Here is a 23126-nt window from a genome sequence, read left to right as displayed (position 1 = left end):
AATTAACTGCTGCAACTTTCGTTGCTTTGGTCACTTCATCAGACATTGAAAATCAAAAATTGTTTTTGATGCTCGATGCTGTGAGTGCCCACACAGATTGCTTGATTCAAATTGTTAAAGAGCGACGCAGCTTTTGACTGCTGCGGGAGTGGCATTCTACTCAGCCGCCTTCTCGAGTCAAGCCTTATTTTACGAGGCTTTTTCGAGGCACCGACAGGCTTGTTTGCGTTGCCGCTTGCCCTGTCGATGGAGGCGCATTATAGGGAGCGAATTCGTTCTGGCAAGGGGGTAATTGCAAAAAGATGGCTTTCATCGTTCAACCGCTCACAAAGCAACCGCGGTGATGTATTAATGCACGAAAAGGATCTGCAGATTGGTATTCCGGATGCTGTATTGAGGCTGGCAGGTTGGCAGGTTGGCAGATCAAGCTTGTATCGATTTGGCTTTCCCCTGCTGCACAACCATGATGATCGGCTTTCCGCCTTCGGGTAACATAGCGCCCCTTTGCGATTCACACACTCTTGGGCTTTGGAGAGTTTAATGCCTTTTGCACTTGGCCAGCGTTGGATTAGTGATACAGAGACGGATCTGGGGTTGGGGACTGTCGTTGCTGTTGAAGGACGCATGGTTACCCTGTTGTTTCCGGCTACCGGTGAAAACCGCATGTATGCCAAAGAAGAGGCGCCGGTGACCCGGGTCAGCTTCAATGTGGGCGATCAGATAGCCAGTCACGAAGACTGGACCATGACGGTCGAAGAAGTGCAGGAGAAAGACGGCCTGCTTATATATGTGGGTGTGCGCACCGACAATGATGAGCCCGTTGCCCTCAAGGAAGTGTTTCTCAACAACTTCATCAAGTTCAACAAGCCGCAGGATCGCCTGTTCGCCGGCCAGATCGACCGGATGTCCCGCTTTACCCTTCGTTACGAGGCGCTGGTCAACCAGCACCAGCGTCGCCGCAACCCGACTCGCGGTCTGGCTGGCGGGAAAGTCAGTCTGATCCCGCATCAGCTCTACATCGCCCATGAAGTGGGTCACCGCTACGCCCCGCGCGTATTGCTGGCGGACGAGGTGGGTCTGGGCAAGACCATCGAAGCAGGCATGATCATTCACCAGCAACTGCTCTCCGGCCGCGCCCATCGGGTGCTGATCCTGCTGCCCGAAACGCTCCAGCACCAGTGGCTGGTCGAGATGCTGCGCCGTTTCAACCTGCACTTCTCCCTGTTTGACGAGGAGCGCTGCATCGAGGCGTTCGCCGATGCGGAGAACCCCTTCGAGACCGAACAGCTGGTGATCTGCAGCCTCGACTTCCTGCGCAAGAAGCGTCGTCGCTTCGAACAGGTGCTGGAAGCCGAGTGGGATCTGCTGGTCGTCGACGAAGCGCACCATCTGGAATGGAGTGAGGAAGCCCCCAGCCGTCCCTACGAAATGGTGGAAGCGCTGGCCGAACAGGTACCAGGTGTACTGCTGCTGACCGCGACCCCTGATCAGCTGGGCCACCAGAGTCACTTTGCTCGTCTGCGCCTGCTCGACCCGGAGCGTTTCTACGACTACGACGCCTTCCTCGCCGAGGAGCAGGCCTACGGTCAGGTCGCGAGCGCAGCCCAGGAGCTGCTGGATGGCGAGACCCTGAGCAATGACGCCAAGCAAATCCTCGCCAGCCAGCTGGAAGGGCTGGACTTAAACGATGCAGCCGCCCGCCAGCAGGCGGTCGCCAAGCTGCTGGATCAGCATGGCACCGGCCGGGTGCTGTTCCGTAACAGCCGCGCCAATATTCAGGGCTTCCCGGAGCGCCACCTCAACGTCTACCCCATGCCGCTGCCGGAGCAGTACAAGACCGCCATCAAGGTGATGGGCATGATGGGTGGCAATGGCGGCGATCTGCAGACCCGTGCCCTGCGCTACCTCTATCCCGAGAAGATCTTCCAGCAGTTCGAAGGCGACAACGCTACCTGGACCCAGTTCGACCCGCGCGTCGAATGGTTGCTGGAACTGCTGCTCTCAGCCCGTCAGCAGAAGGTGCTGGTGATCTGCTCCGAAGCAGCCACCGCCATCGCGCTGGAGGAGGCGCTGCGCACCCGTGAAGGGATCCGTGGCGCCGTATTCCACGAAGGGATGTCGATCCTCGAGCGGGACAAGGCCTCCGCCTATTTCGCTCAAGCTGAGGGGGGAGCTCAGGTGCTGCTCTGCTCCGAGATCGGCTCAGAAGGTCGCAACTTCCAGTTTGCCAGCCATCTGGTGCTGTTCGATCTGCCACTCAACCCGGATCTGCTGGAACAGCGTATCGGCCGACTGGACCGTATCGGTCAGCAGAATACCGTCGAGATCCACGTCCCTTATCTGGAAGGGACTGCCCAGCGCGCCCTGCAGCTCTGGTATCACGATGGTCTGGATGCATTCGAGCAGACCTGCCCGACCGCCCGGCCAGTGTTCGAAGCGGTACGTGACGAGCTGTTCGAGCTGCTGGCTGCCAACACCGGCGAGCAGGGCCCCCTCGACGCCCTGCTGGTCAAGACCCGCGAACTGCACGAGCCGCTCAAGGCCAGGCTGGAACAGGGTCGCGATCGCCTGCTGGAAATCCACTCCAGCGGTGGCACCACCGCCCAGCAGCTGGTCGAGAAGCTCGCCGCCGAAGATGACGACACCGGCATGATCTCCTTCGCCCTCAAGATGTTCGACGAGATCGGCGTCAACCAGGATGATCGCGGTGAAAATGCGCTGGTGCTGACTCCCGGGGATCACATGCTGGTGCCGAGCTTCCCGGGCCTGCCGCAAGACGGCATGACCATCACCTTCGATCGCAACACCGCCCTGTCGCGGGATGACATGGCGCTGCTCTCCTGGGATCACCCCATGATGCGCGGCGGTATCGACCTGATCCTGGGTTCCGAGATCGGTGCCACCTCGGTGGCACTGCTCAAGAACAAGGCGCTGCCGGTCGGCTCCATCCTGCTTGAGCTGATCTTCGTTGCCGAGTCCGCAGCTCATCCACAGCTCTACCGTTTCATGCCGCCGACGCCGATCCGTCTGCTGATGGACAAGAACGGCCAGAATCTGGGAGAGAAGGTGGCATTCGATGCCTTCAACCGCCAGCTGACACCGGTCAACCGCCACCTTGGTAGCAAGCTGGTTACCGCATCCCAGCCGGTGATCCACGGCCTGATTGGCAAGGGCGAGGTCATTGCCAACGAACTGAAAGCCGGGATTGTCGACAAGGCCCGTGCCCAGATGGCGCAGACCCTGCAACAGGATCTGGACAGGCTGGAGGCACTCAAGGCGGTCAACCCGAATGTGCGCGACAGCGAACTGGATTATCTGCGCAATTTGCAGGCAGAATTGCACCACCTGATCGACCAGACCCAGCTCAAGCTGGATGCCATCCGCTTTATTGTGGTTACCCATAACTGATAAAACGGTGCAGGCATCATCTGGTTGCTAACGACCAGACCCAACTCAGGCTGGATGCCATGCACTTTTGATCGTGGTTACCCATAACTGACAAAACGGTGCAGGCATCATCTGGTTGATAATAGCCAGGCCCAACGCGAGTTGGCTGCCATGCACTTTTATCGTGGTAACCCATAACTGATGGGGGGCTTGCCCCCGCTTTGACCCAAGATGCGAGACGCTATGTTTGTATACTCCCCGCCCCTGGAACCCTGGCTCGATATCCTGTTCAAGGACAAGGACATCATGGTGGTCAACAAGCCCACTGGCCTGCTGAGCGTCCCCGGGCGCGGCCCCGAGAATGAAGACAGCGTGCTCCATCGGGTCAAGCAGCAGCACCCCAAGGCGGCAGCCGCCCATCGCCTCGACATGGCGACCACAGGCGTGCTGGTGATCCCGCTCAACCCCAACTCCCACCGGGAGCTGAGCCGGCAATTCCGCGAGCGGGAGACCGAGAAGCACTACCTCGCCTGGGTGTGGGGTGAACCGGAGCTGGATGCGGGCGAAGTGGATCTGCCGCTCTGCGTCGACTGGCCCAACCGGCCGAAGCAGAAGGTGGATTTTGAGGAGGGGCGTCATGCCCTGACACTGTGGCAAAAACTTAAGGTGGAGAACGGCAACAGCCTGATCAAGCTGACCCCGATTACCGGTCGCTCCCATCAGTTGCGGGTACACATGCTGGAGCTGGGTCACCCCATCCTCGGTGACAACCTCTACGCCAACCCGGATGCGCTGGCGGCTGCACCGCACCTTTATCTGCATGCGGCCAGCCTGACCATCAGCCACCCCAGAAGCGGCGAGCGGATGACCTTCGAGGCCCCGGCCCCTTTCCCGGTCTGAGCCTGGCAGATAACAGCCCAATAAAAAGAAAGCCCCCATCGAGAGATGGGGGCTTTTTTATCGCTCAGACGCGGATATCGATCTTGCTTCCGAGGGAAGCACTGGCCGATGTCGGCGCTGCCGGAGCGGATTGCGCTGCTGTTTCCAGCAGTTTCAGTGCGGATTCGCCTTCCTGGGTCTGCTGCTTTTTGGCCAGGCTGGCCACCATTAGTGCAGAACCGAACGACGCATTTGCAGAACTAGAAATATCCATTGTGTACCTCCTGCCAAGAGACTATCGGCCGGGCCCGGTGAGACATGAGCCATATCGTTCAACGCAGATATGCCTTGTCCGGCGAGCGCCGGGCCAACCAACGCTCTTCCATCTCCAGCAATGTCTGATAGGCCTTTTCAGCATGCTCCGGGCGACTGAACAGATATCCCTGCCCATACAGATGTATGTCGGTCAATGAGCGCAGCACATCGAGCTGCCCCTGGGTCTCGATCCCTTCACATACCAGTTTCTTGCCAAGCATGGAGCTCATACGGCAGATGTTGGCGACCAGTTCGGCCGCCTCGATGGAGGTGTCGATACCCTGGATGAAGGACCTGTCTATCTTCACCTTGCTCACCGGCAGCTTCTGCAGATAGCTGAGGGAGGAGTAGCCGGTGCCGAAGTCGTCAAGGGCCAGATGTACACCCTGCTGGCTGAGATCCTGCATCAACTGCAGCGAGTTCTTGACCTCGCGCATGGTGGTGTCTTCCGTCACCTCCAGCACCAGGCTGGACGCAGGGATATGGTGCTCCATCAGCGCTCTGGCCACCAGCTTCAAGAGGTTGCGCTGGTACATGCCCGGGGAGATATTCACGCACATCTGCAAGTCCACCAAACCCAGGTGCTGCCACTGATGCAGTTGCTCACATGCGGTATTCAATACCCAACCACCCAGTTTCTCAGCCAGCTGGAACTCTTCCGCGACCTGGATCACCTCGTTGGGCGGGATAAAGCCAAGCTCGGGATGGCGCCAGCGCAGCAGCGCCTCCACAGCTTCACAGCGGCCACTTTCCAGATTGACGATGGGCTGGTAATAGAGCTCGAGCGCATTGTGCTCCAGTGCCATCACCATGTCGGAAGCAAGATGCTTGCGCCTGGCCGTCTCGTTGAGCAGGGAACTGTCATAGATGACATAGGGAACATGGGTCTTGCGGCTGTGAGAGAGGGCCTGCTCCGCCCGGCTGAGCAACTCCTGGGTCTGTTTGCTGTCGGTCGGGAAGAAGGCGATACCGATACCAACCTCAAGCCGGAAAGGGTAGTTGTCGATGATGATGTCTTGCTTGATGGAGTGGAGTACTCTGGCCACGAGCTCCCTGACCTGGCGAAGATCGCTCCCCTCCCGTTGCAGCATGGCAAGCTGATCTCCCCCCAAACGCGCCACCCACTCCCCGTTTTCGCACAGGGCGCGCAGCCGCTTTGCCACCTCCTGCAGCAGAAGGTCCCCTGTGTTGTAGCCAAACTTGCTGTTGATATCGCGAAAGTCGTTGATATCGACCAGCACCAATCCGAAGGAGGTGTCACGGGTGACATAGGCATCCATCTTTTCCAGCAGCGCCAGCCGGTTGGCGAGCCCGGTGAGGGGATCGATCCTAGCGGTCCTGAAATGGCGCCTGGCTTCTCGCACCAGCAGGCCGCTGAGCAGAATGACGGACACCACCAGCCCCGACACCATGAACAGCAGGGCATTGCGCAACTGGCCAAAACGCGCGTCGTTACCCGTATAGACGTTGATGTTGTTCTGCATGACGGAAGCAAGAGAGTAAGAGAGGGGTTCCTGCAAGGGCGCCAGTGTCATCATGACTTGCTGGTAATCCGGCGTCCCCGGTTTGAGCCTGACCAAATCAGGCTCCAGCTTGCGGATACTGCTTTCGGTCAGTTTCACCAGCCGCAGCGTCTTTGGATTGTCCGCGAGGCTTTTTCTCAATTGGCCGCTCAGGAGGATGGGAGTACGACTCCAGAGAATGTCATAGCGGAGCAGCAGGGTTTCCTGGTCTATGCCGCCATAGTGGTAAATCTCGACGGCATTGAGAAAGCGGCCCAGCTCGAGCTGCAACTGCATCAATGCCCAGGAGACGTCATAGGTGTACTTCTCCATCACCCGGGTCGCATTTTGTATCTGCACCAGGCAATAGAGGGTGCTACCCGTGAACAACAGAATGGATAGATAAAGAACGCCGAGTAAGGGCCAGGCCCTGGTCTTCGCTTTCACCCAGTACTCCCGTAAACCACCGTTTTTACTGCTGAATGTCGATCGCACTCAGTTGCCAGATCATCATGTCGGTGAACTCGGAACGCCTGAGTTCGGGATGCTGATCCAGTGGCAGGATAAACCAGAGCGGCCCCTTGTCACGTACCCGCATGGTCATCCCGTTATCCTGCCAGGCCAGAATAGGATCGTATTGCTTGACCTTATCCCAGTTGATCCGGATCTGGAAACTGTTCAGGGCGGTGAGCGTGATGCTCTTGCCGTTGGCCTTCACCTCAGTCAGCACGTCCGCCAGTTTCGGCCCTACGTATTTGTGCGGTTTGTCCACCCAGGGATTGCTCGTCACCACCTCATGCTGCGGCAGCGCCTGGATCATGGCCATATCGAACAGCACCTCTCCATCTGCCGGGTCGGCAGGGTCCAGATTCCCCGTCACCTTGAGAATGACCGGCCCCTGCGGTGTCGCCTGCGCCATGCCCGGCAAGGCCAGGAAAAGGAGTAACGGGAGAAGCCCTAAGTATCGCATGTTCACCTCAGATCATTTCACTATCAACAACTTCAGCTTAGTAGCACTAAAAAAAACGGCCCGCAAAAGCGAGCCGTTTGATGACTTGACGGGATTACATCATACCCATACCGCCCATGCCACCCATATCAGGCATGGCAGGTGCATCTTTCTTCGGCAGCTCGGAGATCATGCACTCTGTGGTGATCATCAGGCCAGCGACGGACGAGGCGAACTGCAGGGCAGAACGAGTTACCTTGGTCGGATCCAGGATACCCATGGCCAGCATGTCGCCGTACTGTTCGGTGTAGGCGTTGTAACCGTAGTTGCCTTCACCGTTCTTCACGGCATTGGCGATGACGGAGGCTTCTTCGCCGGCGTTGATGACGATTTGACGCAGCGGGGCTTCCATGGCGCGCAGGGCAACCTTGATGCCGACGTTCTGGTCTTCGTTGTCACCACGCAGGGAGGCCAGCTTGGCAGCAACGCGCACCAGCGCTACACCACCACCGGCAACCACGCCTTCTTCCACGGCTGCGCGAGTGGCGTGCAGGGCATCGTCAACACGGGCTTTCTTCTCTTTCATTTCAACTTCAGTGGCAGCACCCACCTTGATCACGGCAACACCGCCGGCCAGCTTGGCCACGCGCTCTTGCAGCTTCTCACGGTCGTAATCGGAAGAGGTCTCTTCGATCTGCTGACGGATCTGGGCCACGCGGCTTTCGATCAGGGCAGCATCACCCACGCCATCGATGATGGTGGTGTTCTCTTTGGTGATGACGATGCGCTTTGCACGGCCCAGATCTTCCAGGGTCGCTTTTTCCAGCTCCATGCCCACTTCTTCGGAGATCACGGTACCACCGGTCAGGATGGCGATATCCTGCAGCATGGCCTTGCGGCGATCACCGAAGCCCGGCGCCTTGACGGCGGCCACTTTCACGATGCCACGCATGGTGTTGACCACCAGGGTCGCCAGCGCTTCGCCTTCCACGTCTTCGGCCACGATGATCAGCGGTTTGCCCGCCTTGGCCACACCTTCCAGCACCGGCAGCATTTCGCGGATGTTGGAGACTTTCTTGTCCACCAGCAGGATGAAGGGATCATCCAGCTCGACGGAGCCGGTTTCCGGCTTGTTCACGAAGTAAGGGGAGAGGTAGCCGCGGTCGAACTGCATGCCTTCTACCACCGCCAGCTCGTCGTCCAGGCCCTGACCGTCTTCCACGGTGATGACGCCGTCACGGCCGACCTTGTCCATGGCTTCGGCAATCAGCTTGCCGACCTTCTCGTCGGAGTTGGCGGAGATGGTGCCTACCTGGGCGATGGCATTGTTGTCGGCGCAGGGAGTGGACAGAGCTTGCAACTCGGCAACGGCAGCCACAACGGCCTTGTCGATACCACGCTTCAGATCCATGGGGTTCATGCCGGCAGCAACGGCCTTCAGGCCTTCGTTGACGATGGCTTGAGCCAGTACGGTGGCAGTGGTGGTACCGTCACCGGCGGCGTCATTGGCCTTGGAAGCGACTTCCTTGACCATCTGGGCACCCATGTTCTGGAACTTGTCTTCCAGTTCGATTTCACGGGCAACGGAGACGCCATCCTTGGTGATGGTCGGGGCGCCGAAGGACTTGTCCAGCACCACGTTGCGGCCTTTCGGGCCCAGGGTCACCTTGACGGCATCGGCCAGGATGTTGACGCCTTCCAGCATTTTGATGCGAGCTTCGTTGCCAAACTTAACTTCTTTAGCTGCCATGTTCTTCAATCCTTAAATCAATTCGGGAAAAGAGGGAGGGTGATTACTCTTCGACAATCGCCAGGATGTCGGTCTCGGACAGGATCAGTACGTCCTGGCCATCCAGCTTTTCGGTCTTCACGCCGTAGCCTTCGTTGAAGATCACCTTGTCACCCACCTTGACGGCCAGTGCTTTGACATCCCCATTGTCCAGAATTCGACCAGTCCCCACGGCAAGAACTTCACCACGGGTGGACTTCTGGGCCGCAGTGCCAGTCAAGACGATGCCGCCAGCGGATTTGGCTTCAGCTTCGATGCGCTTGATGATGACGCGGTCGTGCAGTGGACGAATTTTCATCGATAACTCTCCCAAAATGAGTCTCTGTGTTGCTTGAGGAATGGCCGCAATCGGCCAAATTTGTCATGCCCCTGATCTGGGGCAACAGGGCTAGCCCTTCAAGGGCAAATACAAAAAAAATATTTTCACGTACTATGAACACCTTCGATGGATCACCCATCCCCAATCAGGAAGGCGGATGGAGACGGCCAGCATTCAGGCCCAAAGCACCTAGAGACTCTGCCTTGAGCCGACCCAACCCCATGCTGACCGCCCCCATGACGCCCATGCTGCTGCGCATGACGGGCCCCATGATCCTGGGCATCATCGCCATCCTGGCCTTCAACCTGGTCGATACCTTCTTCATCGGCATGCTGGGTACCCAGGCGCTGGCCGCCATCAGCTTCACCTTCCCGGTCACCTTTGTCGTCACCTCCCTGACCATGGGGCTGGGAGCGGGCCTGTGCGCCCTGCTCGGTCATGCCCTGGGGCAGGGTCGCCATGACGAGGCTGCCCGCATCACCACAGACTGCCTGTTCCTCGCCGTCATCCTGGTGAGTCTGCTTGCCGGACTGGGGGCAATGACCATTACCCCTCTGTTCACCCTGCTGGGGGCCAGCCCCGAGCTCATCTCCCTCATCCACGATTACATGCTCATCTGGTATCTGACCGTCCCCATGCTGGTCGTGCCCATGGTCGGCAATGCGGCCATCCGGACGACGGGGGATACCAAGACCCCCAGTCTGGTGATGGGGGTCGCCGGTCTGGTCAACGGCGTGCTGGATCCTCTGCTCATCTTCGGGCCGGGCCCCTTCCCCGAGTGGGGCATTCGGGGAGCCGCCATCGCCACTTCCCTCTCCTGGCTGATGGCCATGCTGGTCAGCCTCTATATATTGCGCCACCGCGAGGGCCTGCTGCACTGGCGCCTCTCCCCGCGCCCGCAGTTGCTGGCCCACTGGCGCGCCCTGCTCCATGTGGCGGTGCCCGCATCGTTTACCAACATGCTCAACCCACTGGCCAACGCCGTGTTGATGATCATTTTCGCCGGGCTGGGAACCGAGGTGGTCGCCGCCTACGGCGCGGCATCCCGGGTCGAGGCCTTGCTGCTCATCGTGATGATGGCGCTCTCCTCCGTGCTGGCCCCCTTCATCTCGCAGAACTGCGGCGCCGGGAATCCGGCCCGAGCCAAGGCCGCCCTGCTGCTCTGCATGCGCTTTGCCCTGATATTCCAGCTTGGGGTCTACGTGCTGACCTGGCTTCTCGCCCCCTTCATCGCCGATCTGTTCAGCGATCATCCGCAAGTGGTGCGACTCATCGTGCTCTATCTGCATCTGGTCCCCATCGGCTACGGCTTTCAGGGCATGGTGATGCTGCTGGCATCGGCGCTCAACGGCGTCAGGGCATCGGCGGTGTCACTGCTGATAAACGGCATCAGACTGTTTGTCTTCTTGCTGCCGGGGGCCTGGCTGGGGGCAAAACTGGGGGGAGAACAGGGGATCTATCTGGGGATGCTGCTGGCGAACCTGGCCGCCGGATTGCTGGCATGGGGGTATGCCTGCCACAGATTCGAGCGGCTGTGCCATCAGGGGAGATCCTGACGGCACAGCCCGAGGCTCGCGATTACTCTTTGCGTTCGAACTCCCCTTCGATGGTGTTGCCACCCCCTCGCGGGGATTGTCCGGGCCTGTCATCGCCGGGGCCCGGTTCAAACGGCTGCTGGCGAGCCTGGAAGCCCCCCATCTGCATCCTGAACTGATTGCTGCCAATCAGCTTGTCGGCCAGCATGTTGCGCAGCCAGGGCTGCAGCAGCAGGATGCCGACAATATCGCTCACAAATCCCGGGATAATCAGCAGCAAGCCCGCCAACGCCAGCATCATGCCACCCATCACCTCGCGGCCGAGCATCTCCCCCAGCTGCATCTTCTGCTGGGCAGTGAGCAGGGTCTTGATCCCCTCGCTGCGCACCAGCGACGATCCCAGCACGGCGGTCAGCACCAACAAGCCAACGGTCGGCAAGGCCCCGATCACGGAGCCCACCTTGATCATGACGGTGAACTCCAGCAATACTAGCCCGACCAACAACAGTAACAACTTGCCCATAGCAACCTCGGAGCGATGAATGAATGGACCCGGGGTGTCCGGTCGGCAGCCGCACATCGCTGATGCTGACGCGCCGGGTTCAGGTCTTCTGACATTAACATGGGGCTGGTTGATCATTTTTCAAGCCTCTCCTGCCGCAGGCCCCGGAATACGGATAAATATTTGTCCGCCCAACTGGGATTGAGGTGGTTGTTCTGTCAAAGTTAATCGCCCGATTGCAATATCTGTTTAATGACCACAAGAAATTTGAGGTTGCCTCAAATTTAGTGATCCAGGTCTAATACCGGATACCTCAATTGGGGTAACATCAACACCAGTCATTGCACAGGGAGCAACTGGCTCCCAACTGCCCCACCCGATGTGTGGTGCTTCAGGATGAAATGTGCGTAGGGAAATCGCGACCACTCGGTGAGGATCGTTTCCATTTATTTGATTTCTGAGGCATAACAATGAGCGACATCAAGAACGTCCGCATTGAAGAAGACCTGCTGGGCACCAAAGAAGTTTCCAACGACCTCTACTACGGCGTGCACACCCTGCGCGCTGTTGAAAACTTCAAGATCAGCACTCAGAAGATTTCTGACGTTCCCGAGTTTGTTCGTGGCATGGTCCTGACCAAGAAGGCGGCTGCACTGGCCAACGGTGAGCTGGGCACCATCCGTCCCGAGATCGCAGACAAGATTGTCGAAGCCTGCGACCTGATGCTGAACACCGGCAAGTGCTTCGATCAGTTCCCGGTCGATGTCTATCAGGGCGGCGCCGGTACCTCCGTCAACATGAACACCAACGAAGTGCTGGCCAACATCGCCCTCGAGCTGATGGGACTTGAAAAGGGTCGCTACGACGTCATCAACCCCAACGATCACGTCAACAAGTGCCAGTCCACCAACGATGCCTACCCCACCGGTTTCCGCGTGGCCGTGGTCAACAGCACCGACACCACCCTGCACGCTCTGGAAGCCCTCATCGCCGCCTTCGATGTCAAAGCCAAGGAATTCAAACATATCCTGAAAATGGGCCGTACCCAGTTGCAGGACGCCGTGCCCATGACCCTGGGTCAGGAGTTCCACGCCTTCGCCGTCACCCTGCGTGAAGAGATCAAATCCATCAAGCGTTGCCAGGAGCTGCTGCTGGAAGTGAACCTGGGCGCCACCGCCATCGGTACCGGTCTGAACACTCCGCCCGAGTACTCCGGTCTTGCTATCAAGCGTCTGGCCGAGATCACCGGTCGTGCCTACGTGCCGGCAGAGGACCTCATCGAAGCGACCTCCGACTGCGGCGCCTATGTGATGCTGCACGGTGCGGTCAAGCGCCTGGCCATGAAGCTCTCCAAGATCTGTAATGACCTGCGTCTTCTCTCCTCCGGCCCGCGCACTGCGCTCAAAGAGATCAACTTGCCGGAAATGCAGGCTGGCTCCTCCATCATGCCGGCCAAGGTCAACCCGGTCATTCCGGAAGTGGTCAACCAGTCCTGCTTCAAGGTATTCGGCAACGACGTCACCATCACCTTCGCCGCCGAGGCCGGTCAGCTGCAGCTGAACGTCATGGAGCCGGTGATCGGTCAGGCCATGTTCGAATCCCTGAGCCTGATGGAAAAAGCCTGCATCTCCCTGCGCGAGAAGTGCGTGGAAGGCATCACCGCCAACCCGGACATCTGCATGAACCACGTGCTGAACTCCATCGGCATCGTGACCTACCTGAACCCCTTCATCGGTCACCATGAAGGCGACATCGTCGGCAAGATCTGTGCCCAGACCGGCAAGAACGTCCGCGAAGTCGTGCTGGAACGCGGCCTGCTGACCGCCGAACAGCTGGACGAGATCCTCTCCATCGAGAACCTGATGAACCCGCAATACAAAGCCAAGCGTTACACCCGCGAAGCCACCGTATAAGCGAGCAGATGGGCCGGGGTTATCCCGGCCCATTTAAAGTCAATTCCCGAGCGGTCTCCCCACAGCCCCATCGGGAATTGGCTTTTCAGCCTAATAAAACCTAAAAAAACTGGAAAATGGAGTGTTCGCTATGATTGGAATCGAGTTACTTGTCGTGCTCGCCGCTATCTATCTGGGGGCCCGGATAGGCAGCATAGGTATCGGCTTTGCCGGTGGTCTTGGGGTACTGGTACTGACCTGGGGGCTGGGCATGCCCATCCCGAGCGATCAGCTGGTGACCTATCTCCCGTGGGACGTGATCATGATCATCGCGTCCGTCATCTGCGCCATCGCCTGTATGCAGCTGGCCGGCGGGATGGATTATCTGGTGCACCTGGCCGAAAAAGCCCTGCGCAAGAATCCCAAGCACATCACCTTCGCCGCCCCGGTCGTCACCTACCTGATGACCATGCTGGCCGGTACCGGTCACACCGCCTTCTCCACCCTGCCGGTGATCGCCGAAGTGGCCAAGGAGCAGGGCATTCGCCCGTCCCGTCCGCTCTCCATCGCGGTCGTTGCCTCCCAGATTGCCATCACCGCCTCCCCCATCTCGGCGGCCGTGGTCGCCTTCTCCGGCATGCTGGAGCCGCTTGGCGTCGACTACCTGACCCTGCTGGCCATCTGCATCCCGTCCAGCTTCATCGCCTGTCTGCTGGGGGCCTTCATCGCCAACCTGCTGGGCAAGCCGCTGGATCAGGACGAAGTCTATCTGGAGCGCAAAGCCAAGGGACTCATCAAGCTGCGCGGTACCAGCCAGGTTGAGATCAAGCCTTATGCCAAGCTCTCCGTCGGCATCTTCGTCGCCTCCATCGTGGCCGTGATGGCCTATGCCACCGCCATCTCCGGCAATGTCGGCCTCATCAGCAATCCGCCGATCCCCCGCGATGGCGCCATCATGGGCATCATGCTCTCCGCCGCCACCCTGATGGTACTGTTCTGCAAACTGGACGCGGCCCAGATCACCAACATGCCGACCTTCAAGTCCGGTATGTCCGCCTGTATCTGCGTGCTGGGCGTGGCCTGGCTGGGCAACGTCTTCGTGAAGGGCAACATGGTCGAGATCCAGGCGTTCGCCGGCGATCTGCTGAGCCAATACAGCTGGCTGCTGGCCGTGGTGCTGTTCTTCTCCTCCATGCTGCTCTACTCGCAAGGTGCCACCACCAAGGCCCTGATGCCTGCCGCCCTGGCACTGGGTGTCAGCCCGCTGGCGGCCATCGCCTCCTTCGCCGCCGTGAGCGCCCTGTTCGTGCTGCCGACCTACCCGACCCTGCTGGCCGCGGTCGAGATGGACGACACCGGCTCCACCCGCATCGGCAAGGCCGTGTTCAACCACCCCTTCTTCATCCCGGGTGTGGCCACCATCGCCATGGCTGTGGCGCTCGGCTTCTTCTTCGGTGGTCTCATCCTCTGACCGATGAACCACCCCATGCAAAACGGCCCGAACGGGCCGTTTTTTTATGCCCGGCCACCGCCGGGCTCCCATGAAAAAGCCGCTCCCAGGAGCGGCTTTCGTCATCCTGGCGGCATCCTCAGACCGTGGTCTGGCGGGTACCGAAATAGTCAGCCAGGAAGTCGTCGAACGACAGACTGTCACTGCGTTCCCGCTCCCGCTGCTTGGCCAGGGAGTCCCGCGCCTCGCCGGCAAAGTAGGCCTCGTCCCAGTATTGCAGCTCGCCGGCCAGCATCTCTTCCCGGTAGCGGCTCGCCAGCGCATCGCCGAAGCAGCCGTTGTCCTGGCCGCTTGAAAGCAACTGCTTGAGCAGGCGGGCGGAGTAGGTCTGCTCGGGGTCGAGCAACTTCTCACTGTGCATCGCCAGCGTCTCGCGATAGCGGTTGCGACCGCAGCAGCGATCCAGCAGCGCTGCGACCTCGGCCAGCTCGTCGAACAGCTTGAGGCCGTACTCCTTGAGGCCGATGGCATTGCCCTGCTCATCTTCAAGCGTCAGGCCGGGGCGACGCCCCTCCAGCACCACCTTGTTCTGGTTGCGGCGGTTGCGGGCAACCTCGTCATCCGAGAGCACGGGGGACGGGCGCAACAGGCACCAGACCAGGAAGAGATCGAAGAAGCGGATCTGATCCACCTCGATACCGAACGGGGTGAAAGGATTGACGTCCACCGTGCGCAGCTCGATGTATTCGATGCCGCGCTGCTCCAGCGCATCCGAGGGCTTCTCGCCGCTGCGGGGGGTACGCTTGGGGCGGATCGGCGCGTAGAGCTCGTTCTCCAGCTGCAGCACGTTGTCGTTGAGCTGGCGGTACTCGCCGTTCACCTTGACCCCTATCCTGGCGAAGTCGGGATCATGGGTATTGATGGCCCGGCGCAGGCTGCTCACATAGGCGGGCAGGCTGTCATGACTGATCTTGAGCCCCGCCTGGGCGCTGTTGGTGTAACCGAGATCGGACAGGCGCAGAGCCGTGGCATAGGGCAGGTAAAGAGTGCCCTTGCCGGTCTTCTGGAACGGCAGGCTGCTCTTGCGCCCCTTGAGGAAGGAGTCGCAGATGGCAGGAGACGCGCCGAACAGATAGGGCACCAGCCAGCCGAAGCGGTAGACGTTGCGAATAAGCCCCATGTACTTGTCGGAGATGAAGCGCTGGCTGCAGCAGCCCTCTCCCACCAGATCCTGCCACTCGCACCAGAAGCTGTCCGGCATGGAGAAGTTGAAGTGCACCCCGGCGATCACCTGCATCAGGCTGCCGTAGCGGTTCTTCAGCCCCTGGCGATAGAGGGTCTTCATCCGCCCGATGTTGGAGCTGCCGTACTGGGCCAGGCGGATGCTCTCCTCGTCACCGACGAAGCAGGGCATGGAGAGGGGCCAGATCCGCTCCTCTCCCAGATGATGAATGGTGTGGCGGTGAATGTCGCCGAGCTGCTCGATCAGGCTCTCGATGGAGTCGGTGGCCGGCGTGATGAACTCCAGCAGGCTCTCGGAGTAGTCGGTGGTGATGTTGGCATGGGTCAGGGCCGACCCCAGGCTTCTGGGGTGATCGGTCTGGGCCAGGGTCCCTTCGGGGGTGATGCGCAGACATTCGCGCTCGATCCCGCGCCGGATCCCCTTGAGGGCGGTCACCCGTTCCGGGGTGCCCAGCGCAGCCAGCAACTCGGTGAGCGACAAGCTAGTAGTAGTCATATTCACGGCTCATGTGTGGCCGCCCCACCCGGGGCGGCACTTATTGTTGCGACGCCCCTCAGGGCAGTTGCAGTGGATAGATGGGAAGATGAAGCTCGCTCAGGGGTTTTTCAAGCTTTTGCTTGTCTCCCACCACCACAATCACCATCTCGGCCGGATCCAGCCAGCGGGCTGCACTGGCCTTCAGCGTCTCGGGTGACACCGTTTTGATCAGGTTGTTCTGGGCCTGCACATAGTCCGGCTTCAGGTCGTACATGATCATCTGCAGCAGGAAGCCAGCCTTCTGCCCCAGGGTCTCGTAGGAGAGCGCATCCTGCTGGGAGACGGCGCTGCGCATGTAGGCCAGCTCCACCGGAGTCGGCCCGCTCTTGCGGTAGCCGTCCATCTCCTTGAGGAACTGGCGGATGGCATCCACGGTCGCATCGGTGCGCACGTTGGCGCCGGTCGCGAAGATACCCGCCTCGCGGTTGGCCTGGAAGCCCGAGCTGGCACCATAGGTGTAGCCCTTGTCTTCCCGCAGGTTGAGGTTGATGCGGCTGTTGAAGTTGCCACCCAGGTTGAAGTTCATCAGGTTGGCGATGAAATAGTCTCCCGTGGTGTCAAACGGCATGGCGCGGCGGCCGATGCGGATCACCGACTGGGGGGCTCCCGGCTTGTCCACCAGATAGATGCCTGGCTTGGCCTGCTCTCCCCTGGGCTTGAGATCCCCCAGGGTCGGGGCGGCCCCCTGCCACTGGGTCAGGAAGGCGAGACCGGATTCCACCTGCTGGGCAGTCACATCACCTGTCACCACCACCTTGGCATTGGTCGGATTGTAATAGGCCTCATAGAAGCGCTTCACATCCGCCAGTGTCAGCTTCTCCACGTCCGCCAGCACCCCGTCAGAGGGTTGGCCGAGGCGGTTCTGCTTGCCATAGACCAGTTCGCGGAACGCCTGACCCGCCAGCCACTCGGGTTGCTGCTCGCTCTGTTTCATGCCTTGCAGCATCTGGGTCTTGAGCCGCTCGAAGTCCGCTTCCCGCAGGCCGGGTTGCAGCAGCACTTCCCGCACCAGCGCCAGGGTTTCAGGCAGCTTGTCCGCCAGACTGCTGATGGTGATGAGGTTGTTGTACTGGGCGCTGGAGACGCTGATGCTGGCGCCGAGTTTTTGCAGCTCGTCGCTCAGCTCGGCCTCGGAGAGGCGCGTCGTCCCCTGCTCCAGCATGGCGGCGGTGAGGCTGGCCAGCCCCAGCTCTCCCTTGCCTTCGGCCCGGATGCCACCCGGCAGGGCGATCATGATGGAGACGGCCGGGATCTCGTCGCTGTGGGTGCCGATGATCTCGATCCCCTTGTCGAGCTTGCCACGCCAGATGGCGGGCACCTTGACGCTCACCGCATCGGCCGCCTTGGGCTGCACGCTGCGATCGAAGTCATCTTTCACCGGCCGCTCGGCCAGCACCTTGTCATGCTTGCTGTAATCCGGCAGCTCCCGCTTGGCGGGAGTGAAATTGGGCTTGGCGGCCTGCCAGTCGCTCTTGCCCTTGGGCACCACGCTCAGCACCACGGCAGGCTTGTTCTGGATGAACTTGTCGTAGGCAGCCTTGACGTCAGACCCCTTGACCCGGGCGATGGCATCCAGATTCTTGAACACATAGTCGGGATCCCGGGCCAGCACCTGCCCCATGGCAAGCTGGCTTACCTTGCCCTCGATACTGTCGAGTCCCCAGATGGCGGACGCGCGATAGCTGCTGATGGCCTTCTCCAGATCCGCGGGCTTGATGCCGCGCTGGGCGAACTCGCCGATCACCTTGTCCACCTCGCCCTTGAGGGTCTTGAGGCTGCCATCCGCCGCCGGATTGGGGTAGGCATAGACCGTCAGGGTACAGGCCAGCTCTTCGCAGGAGTGGGAGGCACCCGCCTCGATGGCCTTGCCGGTTTTCACCAGGGACTGGTAGAGCATGGAGCTGGCAGAGCCCCCCAGCACATCGGCAAAGATGTCCAGCGCCGGCTCCTGCGGGTCACCCAGGGAGACGGTCGGGTAGCTGATATACAGGAGCGGTAGATGCACCTTGTCTTCCAGCGTCACGTAGCGGGTTGCCGGCAGGGTGGCAGGCTGAGGCGTCGGTTCGGCCACGTCCGGACCGCGCGGGATGGAACCGAAGTACTGCTCAATCCAGGCCAGCGCCTGCTTGGTATCAAAGTCGCCGCCCAGGGTCAGGGTCGCATTGTTGGGGCCGTACCAGCGCAGGAAGAACTGCTTGAGGTCGTTGACGTCGACCCGGTCGAGATCCTCCACATAACCGATGGGTTGCCAGGAGTAGGGGTGGGTGCGCGGATAGAGTGCCTCCCCCACCCGCTCGCCCACCAGGCCATAAGGCTGGTTGTCGATGCGCTGAGCCCGTTCGTTCTTGACGGTGGCGCGCTGGATCTCGAACTTCTTCTGGCTCACCGCATCGAGCAGGAAGCCCATGCGATCCGCCTCCAGCCAGAGCACCTTCTCCAGCTGGTTGGCCGGCACGGTTTCGTAGTAGTTGGTGCGGTCCTTGTTGGTGGTGCCGTTCATGTCACCGCCCGCCTCGTTGATGATCCGCATGTGTTCCTGATCACCAACGTGCTTGGAGCCCTGGAACATCATGTGCTCGAAGAAGTGGGCAAAGCCCGACTTGCCCACGGTTTCCCGGGAGGAGCCGACGTGATAGGTGACGTCCAGATGCACCAGGGGATCGGAGTGGTCGGGGGCCAGGATCACGGTCAAACCGTTGTCCAGCTTGTACATCTGATAGGGAATGCCGAGCTTGCCCTCCTGCTTGACCTGCTCGGACACCAGGGTCGGGGCCGCCAGCACGGGAAGGGAGAAGCCCAGCAGCATGCTTAATGGAATGAGTTTGTTCACGGGTACCTCGTGAGTGACAAAAGGGCTAGAAGATCTGACTGGCCAGCAGAAACACCAGGGCATAACGAAGCAATTTGCCGAGCCCGATCAAGATGAGGGAGCGCCAGAAGGAGAGGCGCAGCCAACCAGCCAGCAGACAGAGACCATCGCCGACCACAGGCGTCCAGGCAAGCAGTAGACACCAGTGGCCATGACGTTTGAGCCAACCAAGGGCTTTTTGTTCCCCACGGCCTTGAAAATCTTCCGGTTTTTTCTTGTGGGTGGCGAGCCAGCCGAGCCACCAGGTGGTCATGGAACCCAGGGTATTGCCCAGCGTCGCCCAGAAAAGCAGGCTGGTCATGCTCCACTCCCCCTTGACCGCCATGGCGCCCAGCAGCACTTCCGAGCTGCCGGGCAACAGGGTGGCGGAGGTGAAGGCGCTCAGAAACAACCCTCCCAGCCCCATCCCGGTGAAGTCTATCATCCGGGCTGGCCGTCTGCGGCGGACATGCGCAGCAACAGCTTGCCGCGCACATGGCCCTGCTCGATGGCCTGATGGGCCAGCGCCCCTTCTGCCAGCGTGTATTCACCAGAGACGGTGATCTTCACTTCCCCCTGGCGAAGCAGCGTCAGCATCTGGGTCAGCTGCGTTCGATCGGGATGGACCAGCATGCCGACAACTTCGACACCGAGCTCGGCCCCCGCGTCCTTGATCTGCTGGGCCGTGATGGTGGGTACCGTCACCAGACGGCCGCCCGGCTTGACGCAGGCCAGCGCCGCCTTGCCGCTCTCGCCCCCCACCAGATCCAGCACCAGATCGAACGGACCATCGGTGATCGCCTCGGTGCACCACCCGGCCTGGTGGTAATCCACCATCCGGCTCGCCCCGAGACTATGAAGGAAGCTGTGATTGTCGCCGCTTGCCGTGGCAACCACGTGGGCACCATAGGCGGCGGCAAACTGCACCGCCAGATGGCCGACGCCACCGGCACCGGCCAGGATCAGTACCCGTTGCCCCGACTGCAAGCCACCGTGCTCCAGCAGCCCCTGCCAGGCGGTGAGTCCCGCCAGCGGCAGGGCCGCTCCCTGCCTGAGGCTCACCCCATCGAGCTTGACCAGCTCCTCCTCGCGGGCCACCACGGATTCGGCATATGCACCGGCGGCGAGGGGGAAACCCACCATGCCGCACACCTGATCCCCCTCGGCCAGGGAGGCCACGCCGGGCCCCACCTTTTCCACCACACCGGAGACGTCATAGCCCGGCGTCCAGGGCAGGTTGTCCTTGTTCTGGGCGGCCGCCCAGCCGAGACCGGCCCGGGTCTTGGCATCGATGGGGTTGACCCCCGCAAAGCAGATGCGCACCCGGACCTCTCCCTCCGCGGGCACCTTGTCCAGGGAAGGGTTGAGCCTGAGTACCGAGGGGTCGCCGAATGCGGTAATCTGTAGCTGCGTCATTGCACAATCCATCCTGTTGATTGATCAAGGGTCAACAGAATAACAGCGAGGACACCATGGCTCGAATGTTTCTTATTCCTCTGTTGCTGGCCCTGGTGTGGTGGGCGTTTCTGCTCTACTTCCGCATCCCGCTCAAACAGGGGGCCAAGGGCTTTTACTGGATCATCGGCATCGGCGGCGGGCTTGCCGCCTTCCTCAGCCTGATGATGGTGCTCACTCACTAGGGTTCGGGGACAAGGGGGAACAAGAGAAGATGCTGCATGGACTGAACCATCTCACGCTGGCAACCGGCGATCTCGACAGCAGCGTTGCCTTTTATGTCGACTTGCTGGGATGTCGCCCCAGGGTGAGATGGGCACGGGGAGCCTATCTCACCCTCGGCGATCTCTGGCTCTGTCTCTCCTGCGATCCTCCCCAACCGGCCAGAGATTACAGCCATGTCGCGTTTGGCATCTCGCCTGAACAGTTTCCAGCCTTCTGCGCCCGTCTGCGCGCGGCGGGCGTCGTGGAGTGGAAGAAGAACAGCAGCGAAGGGGATTCACTCTATCTGCTGGATCCCGACGGGCACCGGCTGGAAATCCATGCAGGCAACCTGGATAGCCGGCTCGCCTCCCTCAGACAGCAACCCTATGAGGGTCTTATCTGGTTCGACTGAGCCGGATTCACCCCTGCTCGGCACGAAGATGGTAGTGACGATTGCTGCCCTGCCCCAGCACGCCCTGCGCCAGCAGATGCTGGAACACCCGGTCCACCTCCTCCAGAGACAGTGACAATGCCTCTGCCACCTTGCGTTTGCTGCATTTGAGCTCGCCGCTCTCCAGCGCGCCGCGCACCTGGGCGACCACGGCTGGCTCGGGCACGGGTCTGCTGAACGCTGACGGCTCCGGGGTCGGCGCTGCGACCCTGGCCTCGGCTTGCGCTTTCTCTCGTTGCCACATCCATTGACGGCGGAAGCGGTTCTCCTCACCGATCAGGCTGACGAAAAAGGCACCAAACGCATCGAGCAGGATAGACAGGAAGCAGACCAGCAGGAACTGCACCTGGCCGATGCTCATGCCCACCCCGTCCGCCAGACTGCTCATCAGCCCCAGCATGGAGGACTGCTCCCCCAGCGGCTTGGCGTCCCGCTCCTGGCGCAGCTCGTCCTGACGCAGCCTGAGCTTGGTGTTGGCCTGCTGCAGACCGCTGACGCCGCTCGAGATACGCGCCATCTCGATGTATTTGCGGGCCGCCTCTTCGTTGAGCTGGATCTGCCGCTCTATGCTGGCTATCTGCTCGTCGAAACGGGCTATCTCCCGCTCGTGACGCGCCTGCTGGCTCAGGATGGTGTTGGTGGCGCTGTTGATGCCGCCGATACTGCCCCCGATGGAGATGGCGGCCAGCACGCTGTAGAACAGCAGCGACCAGAAGGCGCCGCCCAGATCCCGCCTCGCCTTGCACTCGCCGTACTCGTACCAGACGTAGAACTTGCCCAGCTCAAAGATGATGGCCAGCCCGCCGAACAGCCACTTCATCAGGGGGTTTTCGTCGATGGAGAGAAACAGCAGCAGGGAGAAGACGATGGAGGCCAGAATGGCCAGCCCGGTAAAACTGTAGACAGTCGTGAGGGCGAACCATCCCTTGGGGTAACGCAATGCGGCGCAAGCCTGAGTAGTCATGATGAAACGGGAAACATCTGCAGGAAAAGTTGGCTGCCGATTATAGTCACCACTCCCCCGGAGAGAAGGGCAAATCCCCGAATTCCCGCCGATGGACGATCAGCTGCCCAGAGTGCGACCAAAACGTGCAAATCGGCAGCAGAAAAACACTACAATCGACCCCGTACCTGAAGGACATCTGCGGTTATGCTCGGGTTAAGCCCGCCGCATTACACTCATTTCCACCGAACACGACTCGAGGACATCATGAACAGAACGACGGCTTTGTTGCTCTCTCTTTTTCTGAGCACTGGTAGCGCCCTGGCACAGGACGAAGGGAGCCAGACCTTCTCCGTGGATGCGCTGACCTTCAATCTGGACTGGAATGACACGCAGTTTGACTGGTCCCAGAGCAACTGCTTCGATCTCGGGAGCGGCGACACGGCCGCCGCCGACTGCAAGAGGATCAACCTCAGTCTGGAGGACGAGACGCAGCGCAACCAGCCCCCCAGCACCAACCAGATCAGCACGCAACTGGATCAATGATCCCCCTGACAGGAGCCTTGATGCGATGACCCACATGACCATGACTTCCCGCGGCGCACTGCTGCTCTCCCTGCTTCTGGTTCAGGGAATGGCCTTTGCTGCCCCCCCTTCCAAACACGATGACGACATCCGGATCTCCACCGACCAGGGCCGGGTAAGCCTGGATTGGGACGACAAGGAGTACGAGTGGTGGCAGCACAACTGCCTGGATGTCAGCACCCGGACCAGCCGCATCCAGCTCAACTGCGACAACATGGATGGAAAATACCGCGACCATTACAACCGCAGCATTCACAGTGGCAACAACCCGGGTCAGGGCCATGACAAGCCCAGGAACAAGCACGGCGGCAACGGCCACCAAAAACACTGACCAGCATGCC

The 23126-nt window shown here is 60.4% G+C and carries 21 protein-coding genes; 10 read left to right on the top strand and 11 right to left on the bottom strand.

Annotated features, from left to right (window positions below; translation table 11 throughout):
• The first annotated feature begins 111 nt into the window (after window positions 1–111).
• The 3 genes from J9893_RS07120 to rluA all read left to right on the top strand — a co-directional run bounded on the left by J9893_RS07120 (window position 112) and on the right by rluA (window position 4287).
• Window positions 112–492 carry a hypothetical protein gene (locus J9893_RS07120; RefSeq protein ID WP_210600335.1) on the top strand — a complete coding sequence of 127 codons (381 nt, stop codon included), beginning with the start codon at window positions 112–114 and terminating at the stop codon, window positions 490–492.
• 48 nt (window positions 493–540) lie between these two features.
• Entirely contained in the window at window positions 541–3408 is a 2868-nt protein-coding gene (gene rapA, locus J9893_RS07115; RefSeq protein WP_210600333.1) for an RNA polymerase-associated protein RapA, read from the top strand.
• A gap of 222 nt (window positions 3409–3630) precedes the next feature.
• Window positions 3631–4287, top strand: coding sequence for a bifunctional tRNA pseudouridine(32) synthase/23S rRNA pseudouridine(746) synthase RluA (gene rluA, locus J9893_RS07110; protein ID WP_048209170.1), 657 nt, complete (start codon window positions 3631–3633; stop codon window positions 4285–4287).
• A gap of 64 nt (window positions 4288–4351) precedes the next feature.
• Here the strand turns inward: rluA and J9893_RS07105 are convergent, their stop codons facing one another.
• The 5 genes from J9893_RS07105 to J9893_RS07085 form a co-directional block, all read right to left on the bottom strand.
• Window positions 4352–4540 carry a hypothetical protein gene (locus J9893_RS07105; protein ID WP_010673139.1) on the bottom strand — a complete coding sequence of 63 codons (189 nt, stop codon included), beginning with the start codon at window positions 4538–4540 and terminating at the stop codon, window positions 4352–4354.
• A 58-nt stretch (window positions 4541–4598) separates the two neighbouring features.
• Entirely contained in the window at window positions 4599–6530 is a 1932-nt protein-coding gene (locus J9893_RS07100) for a GGDEF domain-containing phosphodiesterase (protein ID WP_210600331.1), read from the bottom strand.
• 25 nt (window positions 6531–6555) lie between these two features.
• The gene (locus J9893_RS07095) at window positions 6556–7053 is read right to left on the bottom strand and encodes a molybdopterin-binding oxidoreductase (protein WP_210600329.1); all 498 of its coding nucleotides are present in this window, start codon (window positions 7051–7053) and stop codon (window positions 6556–6558) included.
• Window positions 7054–7147: 94 nt separating this feature from the next.
• Entirely contained in the window at window positions 7148–8782 is a 1635-nt protein-coding gene (gene groL, locus J9893_RS07090; protein WP_010673136.1) for a chaperonin GroEL, read from the bottom strand.
• Between the two features lie 43 nt (window positions 8783–8825).
• Window positions 8826–9119, bottom strand: coding sequence for a co-chaperone GroES (locus tag J9893_RS07085; protein ID WP_005309514.1), 294 nt, complete (start codon window positions 9117–9119; stop codon window positions 8826–8828).
• Between the two features lie 242 nt (window positions 9120–9361).
• Between J9893_RS07085 and J9893_RS07080 the strand changes: the two genes are divergently transcribed.
• Window positions 9362–10696 (top strand): MATE family efflux transporter, encoded by a 1335-nt coding sequence (locus J9893_RS07080; protein WP_246875524.1) that lies wholly within the window; start codon window positions 9362–9364, stop codon window positions 10694–10696.
• A 22-nt stretch (window positions 10697–10718) separates the two neighbouring features.
• Here the strand turns inward: J9893_RS07080 and J9893_RS07075 are convergent, their stop codons facing one another.
• A complete protein-coding gene (locus tag J9893_RS07075) occupies window positions 10719–11198 on the bottom strand; it encodes an FxsA family protein (protein ID WP_210600327.1) in 480 nt (159 codons plus the stop codon).
• Between the two features lie 449 nt (window positions 11199–11647).
• On the opposite strand from J9893_RS07075, the gene aspA reads away from it, so the two are divergent.
• Both aspA and J9893_RS07065 read left to right on the top strand, forming a co-directional pair.
• Window positions 11648–13090 (top strand): aspartate ammonia-lyase, encoded by a 1443-nt coding sequence (gene aspA, locus J9893_RS07070; RefSeq protein WP_010673133.1) that lies wholly within the window; start codon window positions 11648–11650, stop codon window positions 13088–13090.
• A gap of 130 nt (window positions 13091–13220) precedes the next feature.
• Complete coding sequence (locus J9893_RS07065) at window positions 13221–14540, top strand: anaerobic C4-dicarboxylate transporter (protein WP_010673132.1); 1320 nt, start codon at window positions 13221–13223, stop codon at window positions 14538–14540.
• Window positions 14541–14658: 118 nt separating this feature from the next.
• Here the strand turns inward: J9893_RS07065 and gshA are convergent, their stop codons facing one another.
• The 4 genes from gshA to J9893_RS07045 are packed head-to-tail and all read right to left on the bottom strand — an operon-like array spanning window position 14659 to window position 20563.
• Complete coding sequence (gene gshA / locus J9893_RS07060) at window positions 14659–16257, bottom strand: glutamate--cysteine ligase (protein ID WP_210600325.1); 1599 nt, start codon at window positions 16255–16257, stop codon at window positions 14659–14661.
• A gap of 58 nt (window positions 16258–16315) precedes the next feature.
• Window positions 16316–19129 (bottom strand): pitrilysin family protein, encoded by a 2814-nt coding sequence (locus J9893_RS07055; RefSeq protein WP_210600324.1) that lies wholly within the window; start codon window positions 19127–19129, stop codon window positions 16316–16318.
• Window positions 19130–19154: 25 nt separating this feature from the next.
• Window positions 19155–19592, bottom strand: coding sequence for a VTT domain-containing protein (locus J9893_RS07050; RefSeq protein WP_029313803.1), 438 nt, complete (start codon window positions 19590–19592; stop codon window positions 19155–19157).
• The gene (locus J9893_RS07045; RefSeq protein WP_210600322.1) at window positions 19589–20563 is read right to left on the bottom strand and encodes an NADP-dependent oxidoreductase; all 975 of its coding nucleotides are present in this window, start codon (window positions 20561–20563) and stop codon (window positions 19589–19591) included. Before J9893_RS07045 ends, J9893_RS07050 begins: the two co-directional genes overlap by 4 nt.
• A gap of 56 nt (window positions 20564–20619) precedes the next feature.
• Here J9893_RS07045 and J9893_RS07040 point away from each other — a divergent pair, with 56 nt between their 5' ends.
• Both J9893_RS07040 and fos read left to right on the top strand, forming a co-directional pair.
• Window positions 20620–20787 carry a hypothetical protein gene (locus J9893_RS07040; protein WP_210600339.1) on the top strand — a complete coding sequence of 56 codons (168 nt, stop codon included), beginning with the start codon at window positions 20620–20622 and terminating at the stop codon, window positions 20785–20787.
• 29 nt (window positions 20788–20816) lie between these two features.
• A complete protein-coding gene (gene fos / locus J9893_RS07035) occupies window positions 20817–21218 on the top strand; it encodes a fosfomycin resistance glutathione transferase (protein ID WP_039040005.1) in 402 nt (133 codons plus the stop codon).
• Window positions 21219–21225: 7 nt separating this feature from the next.
• On the opposite strand, the gene J9893_RS07030 is transcribed toward fos, so the two are convergent.
• Window positions 21226–22221 (bottom strand): Preprotein translocase subunit SecY, encoded by a 996-nt coding sequence (locus J9893_RS07030; protein WP_210600321.1) that lies wholly within the window; start codon window positions 22219–22221, stop codon window positions 21226–21228.
• 246 nt (window positions 22222–22467) lie between these two features.
• Here J9893_RS07030 and J9893_RS07025 point away from each other — a divergent pair, with 246 nt between their 5' ends.
• The gene (locus J9893_RS07025; RefSeq protein ID WP_210600319.1) at window positions 22468–22746 is read left to right on the top strand and encodes a hypothetical protein; all 279 of its coding nucleotides are present in this window, start codon (window positions 22468–22470) and stop codon (window positions 22744–22746) included.
• A 25-nt stretch (window positions 22747–22771) separates the two neighbouring features.
• Window positions 22772–23116: a hypothetical protein gene (locus tag J9893_RS07020; RefSeq protein ID WP_010673122.1), complete on the top strand. Its 345-nt coding sequence runs from the start codon at window positions 22772–22774 to the stop codon at window positions 23114–23116.
• The last annotated feature ends 10 nt before the right edge of the window (window positions 23117–23126 follow it).

Source organism: Aeromonas sp. MaB10011B, from assembly GCF_017939325.1.
Classification (GTDB): Bacteria; Pseudomonadota; Gammaproteobacteria; order Enterobacterales; family Aeromonadaceae; genus Aeromonas; species Aeromonas caviae.
Note: the sequence above shows the minus strand (reverse complement) of the source record. Positions and strands in the feature narration are given on the sequence as shown.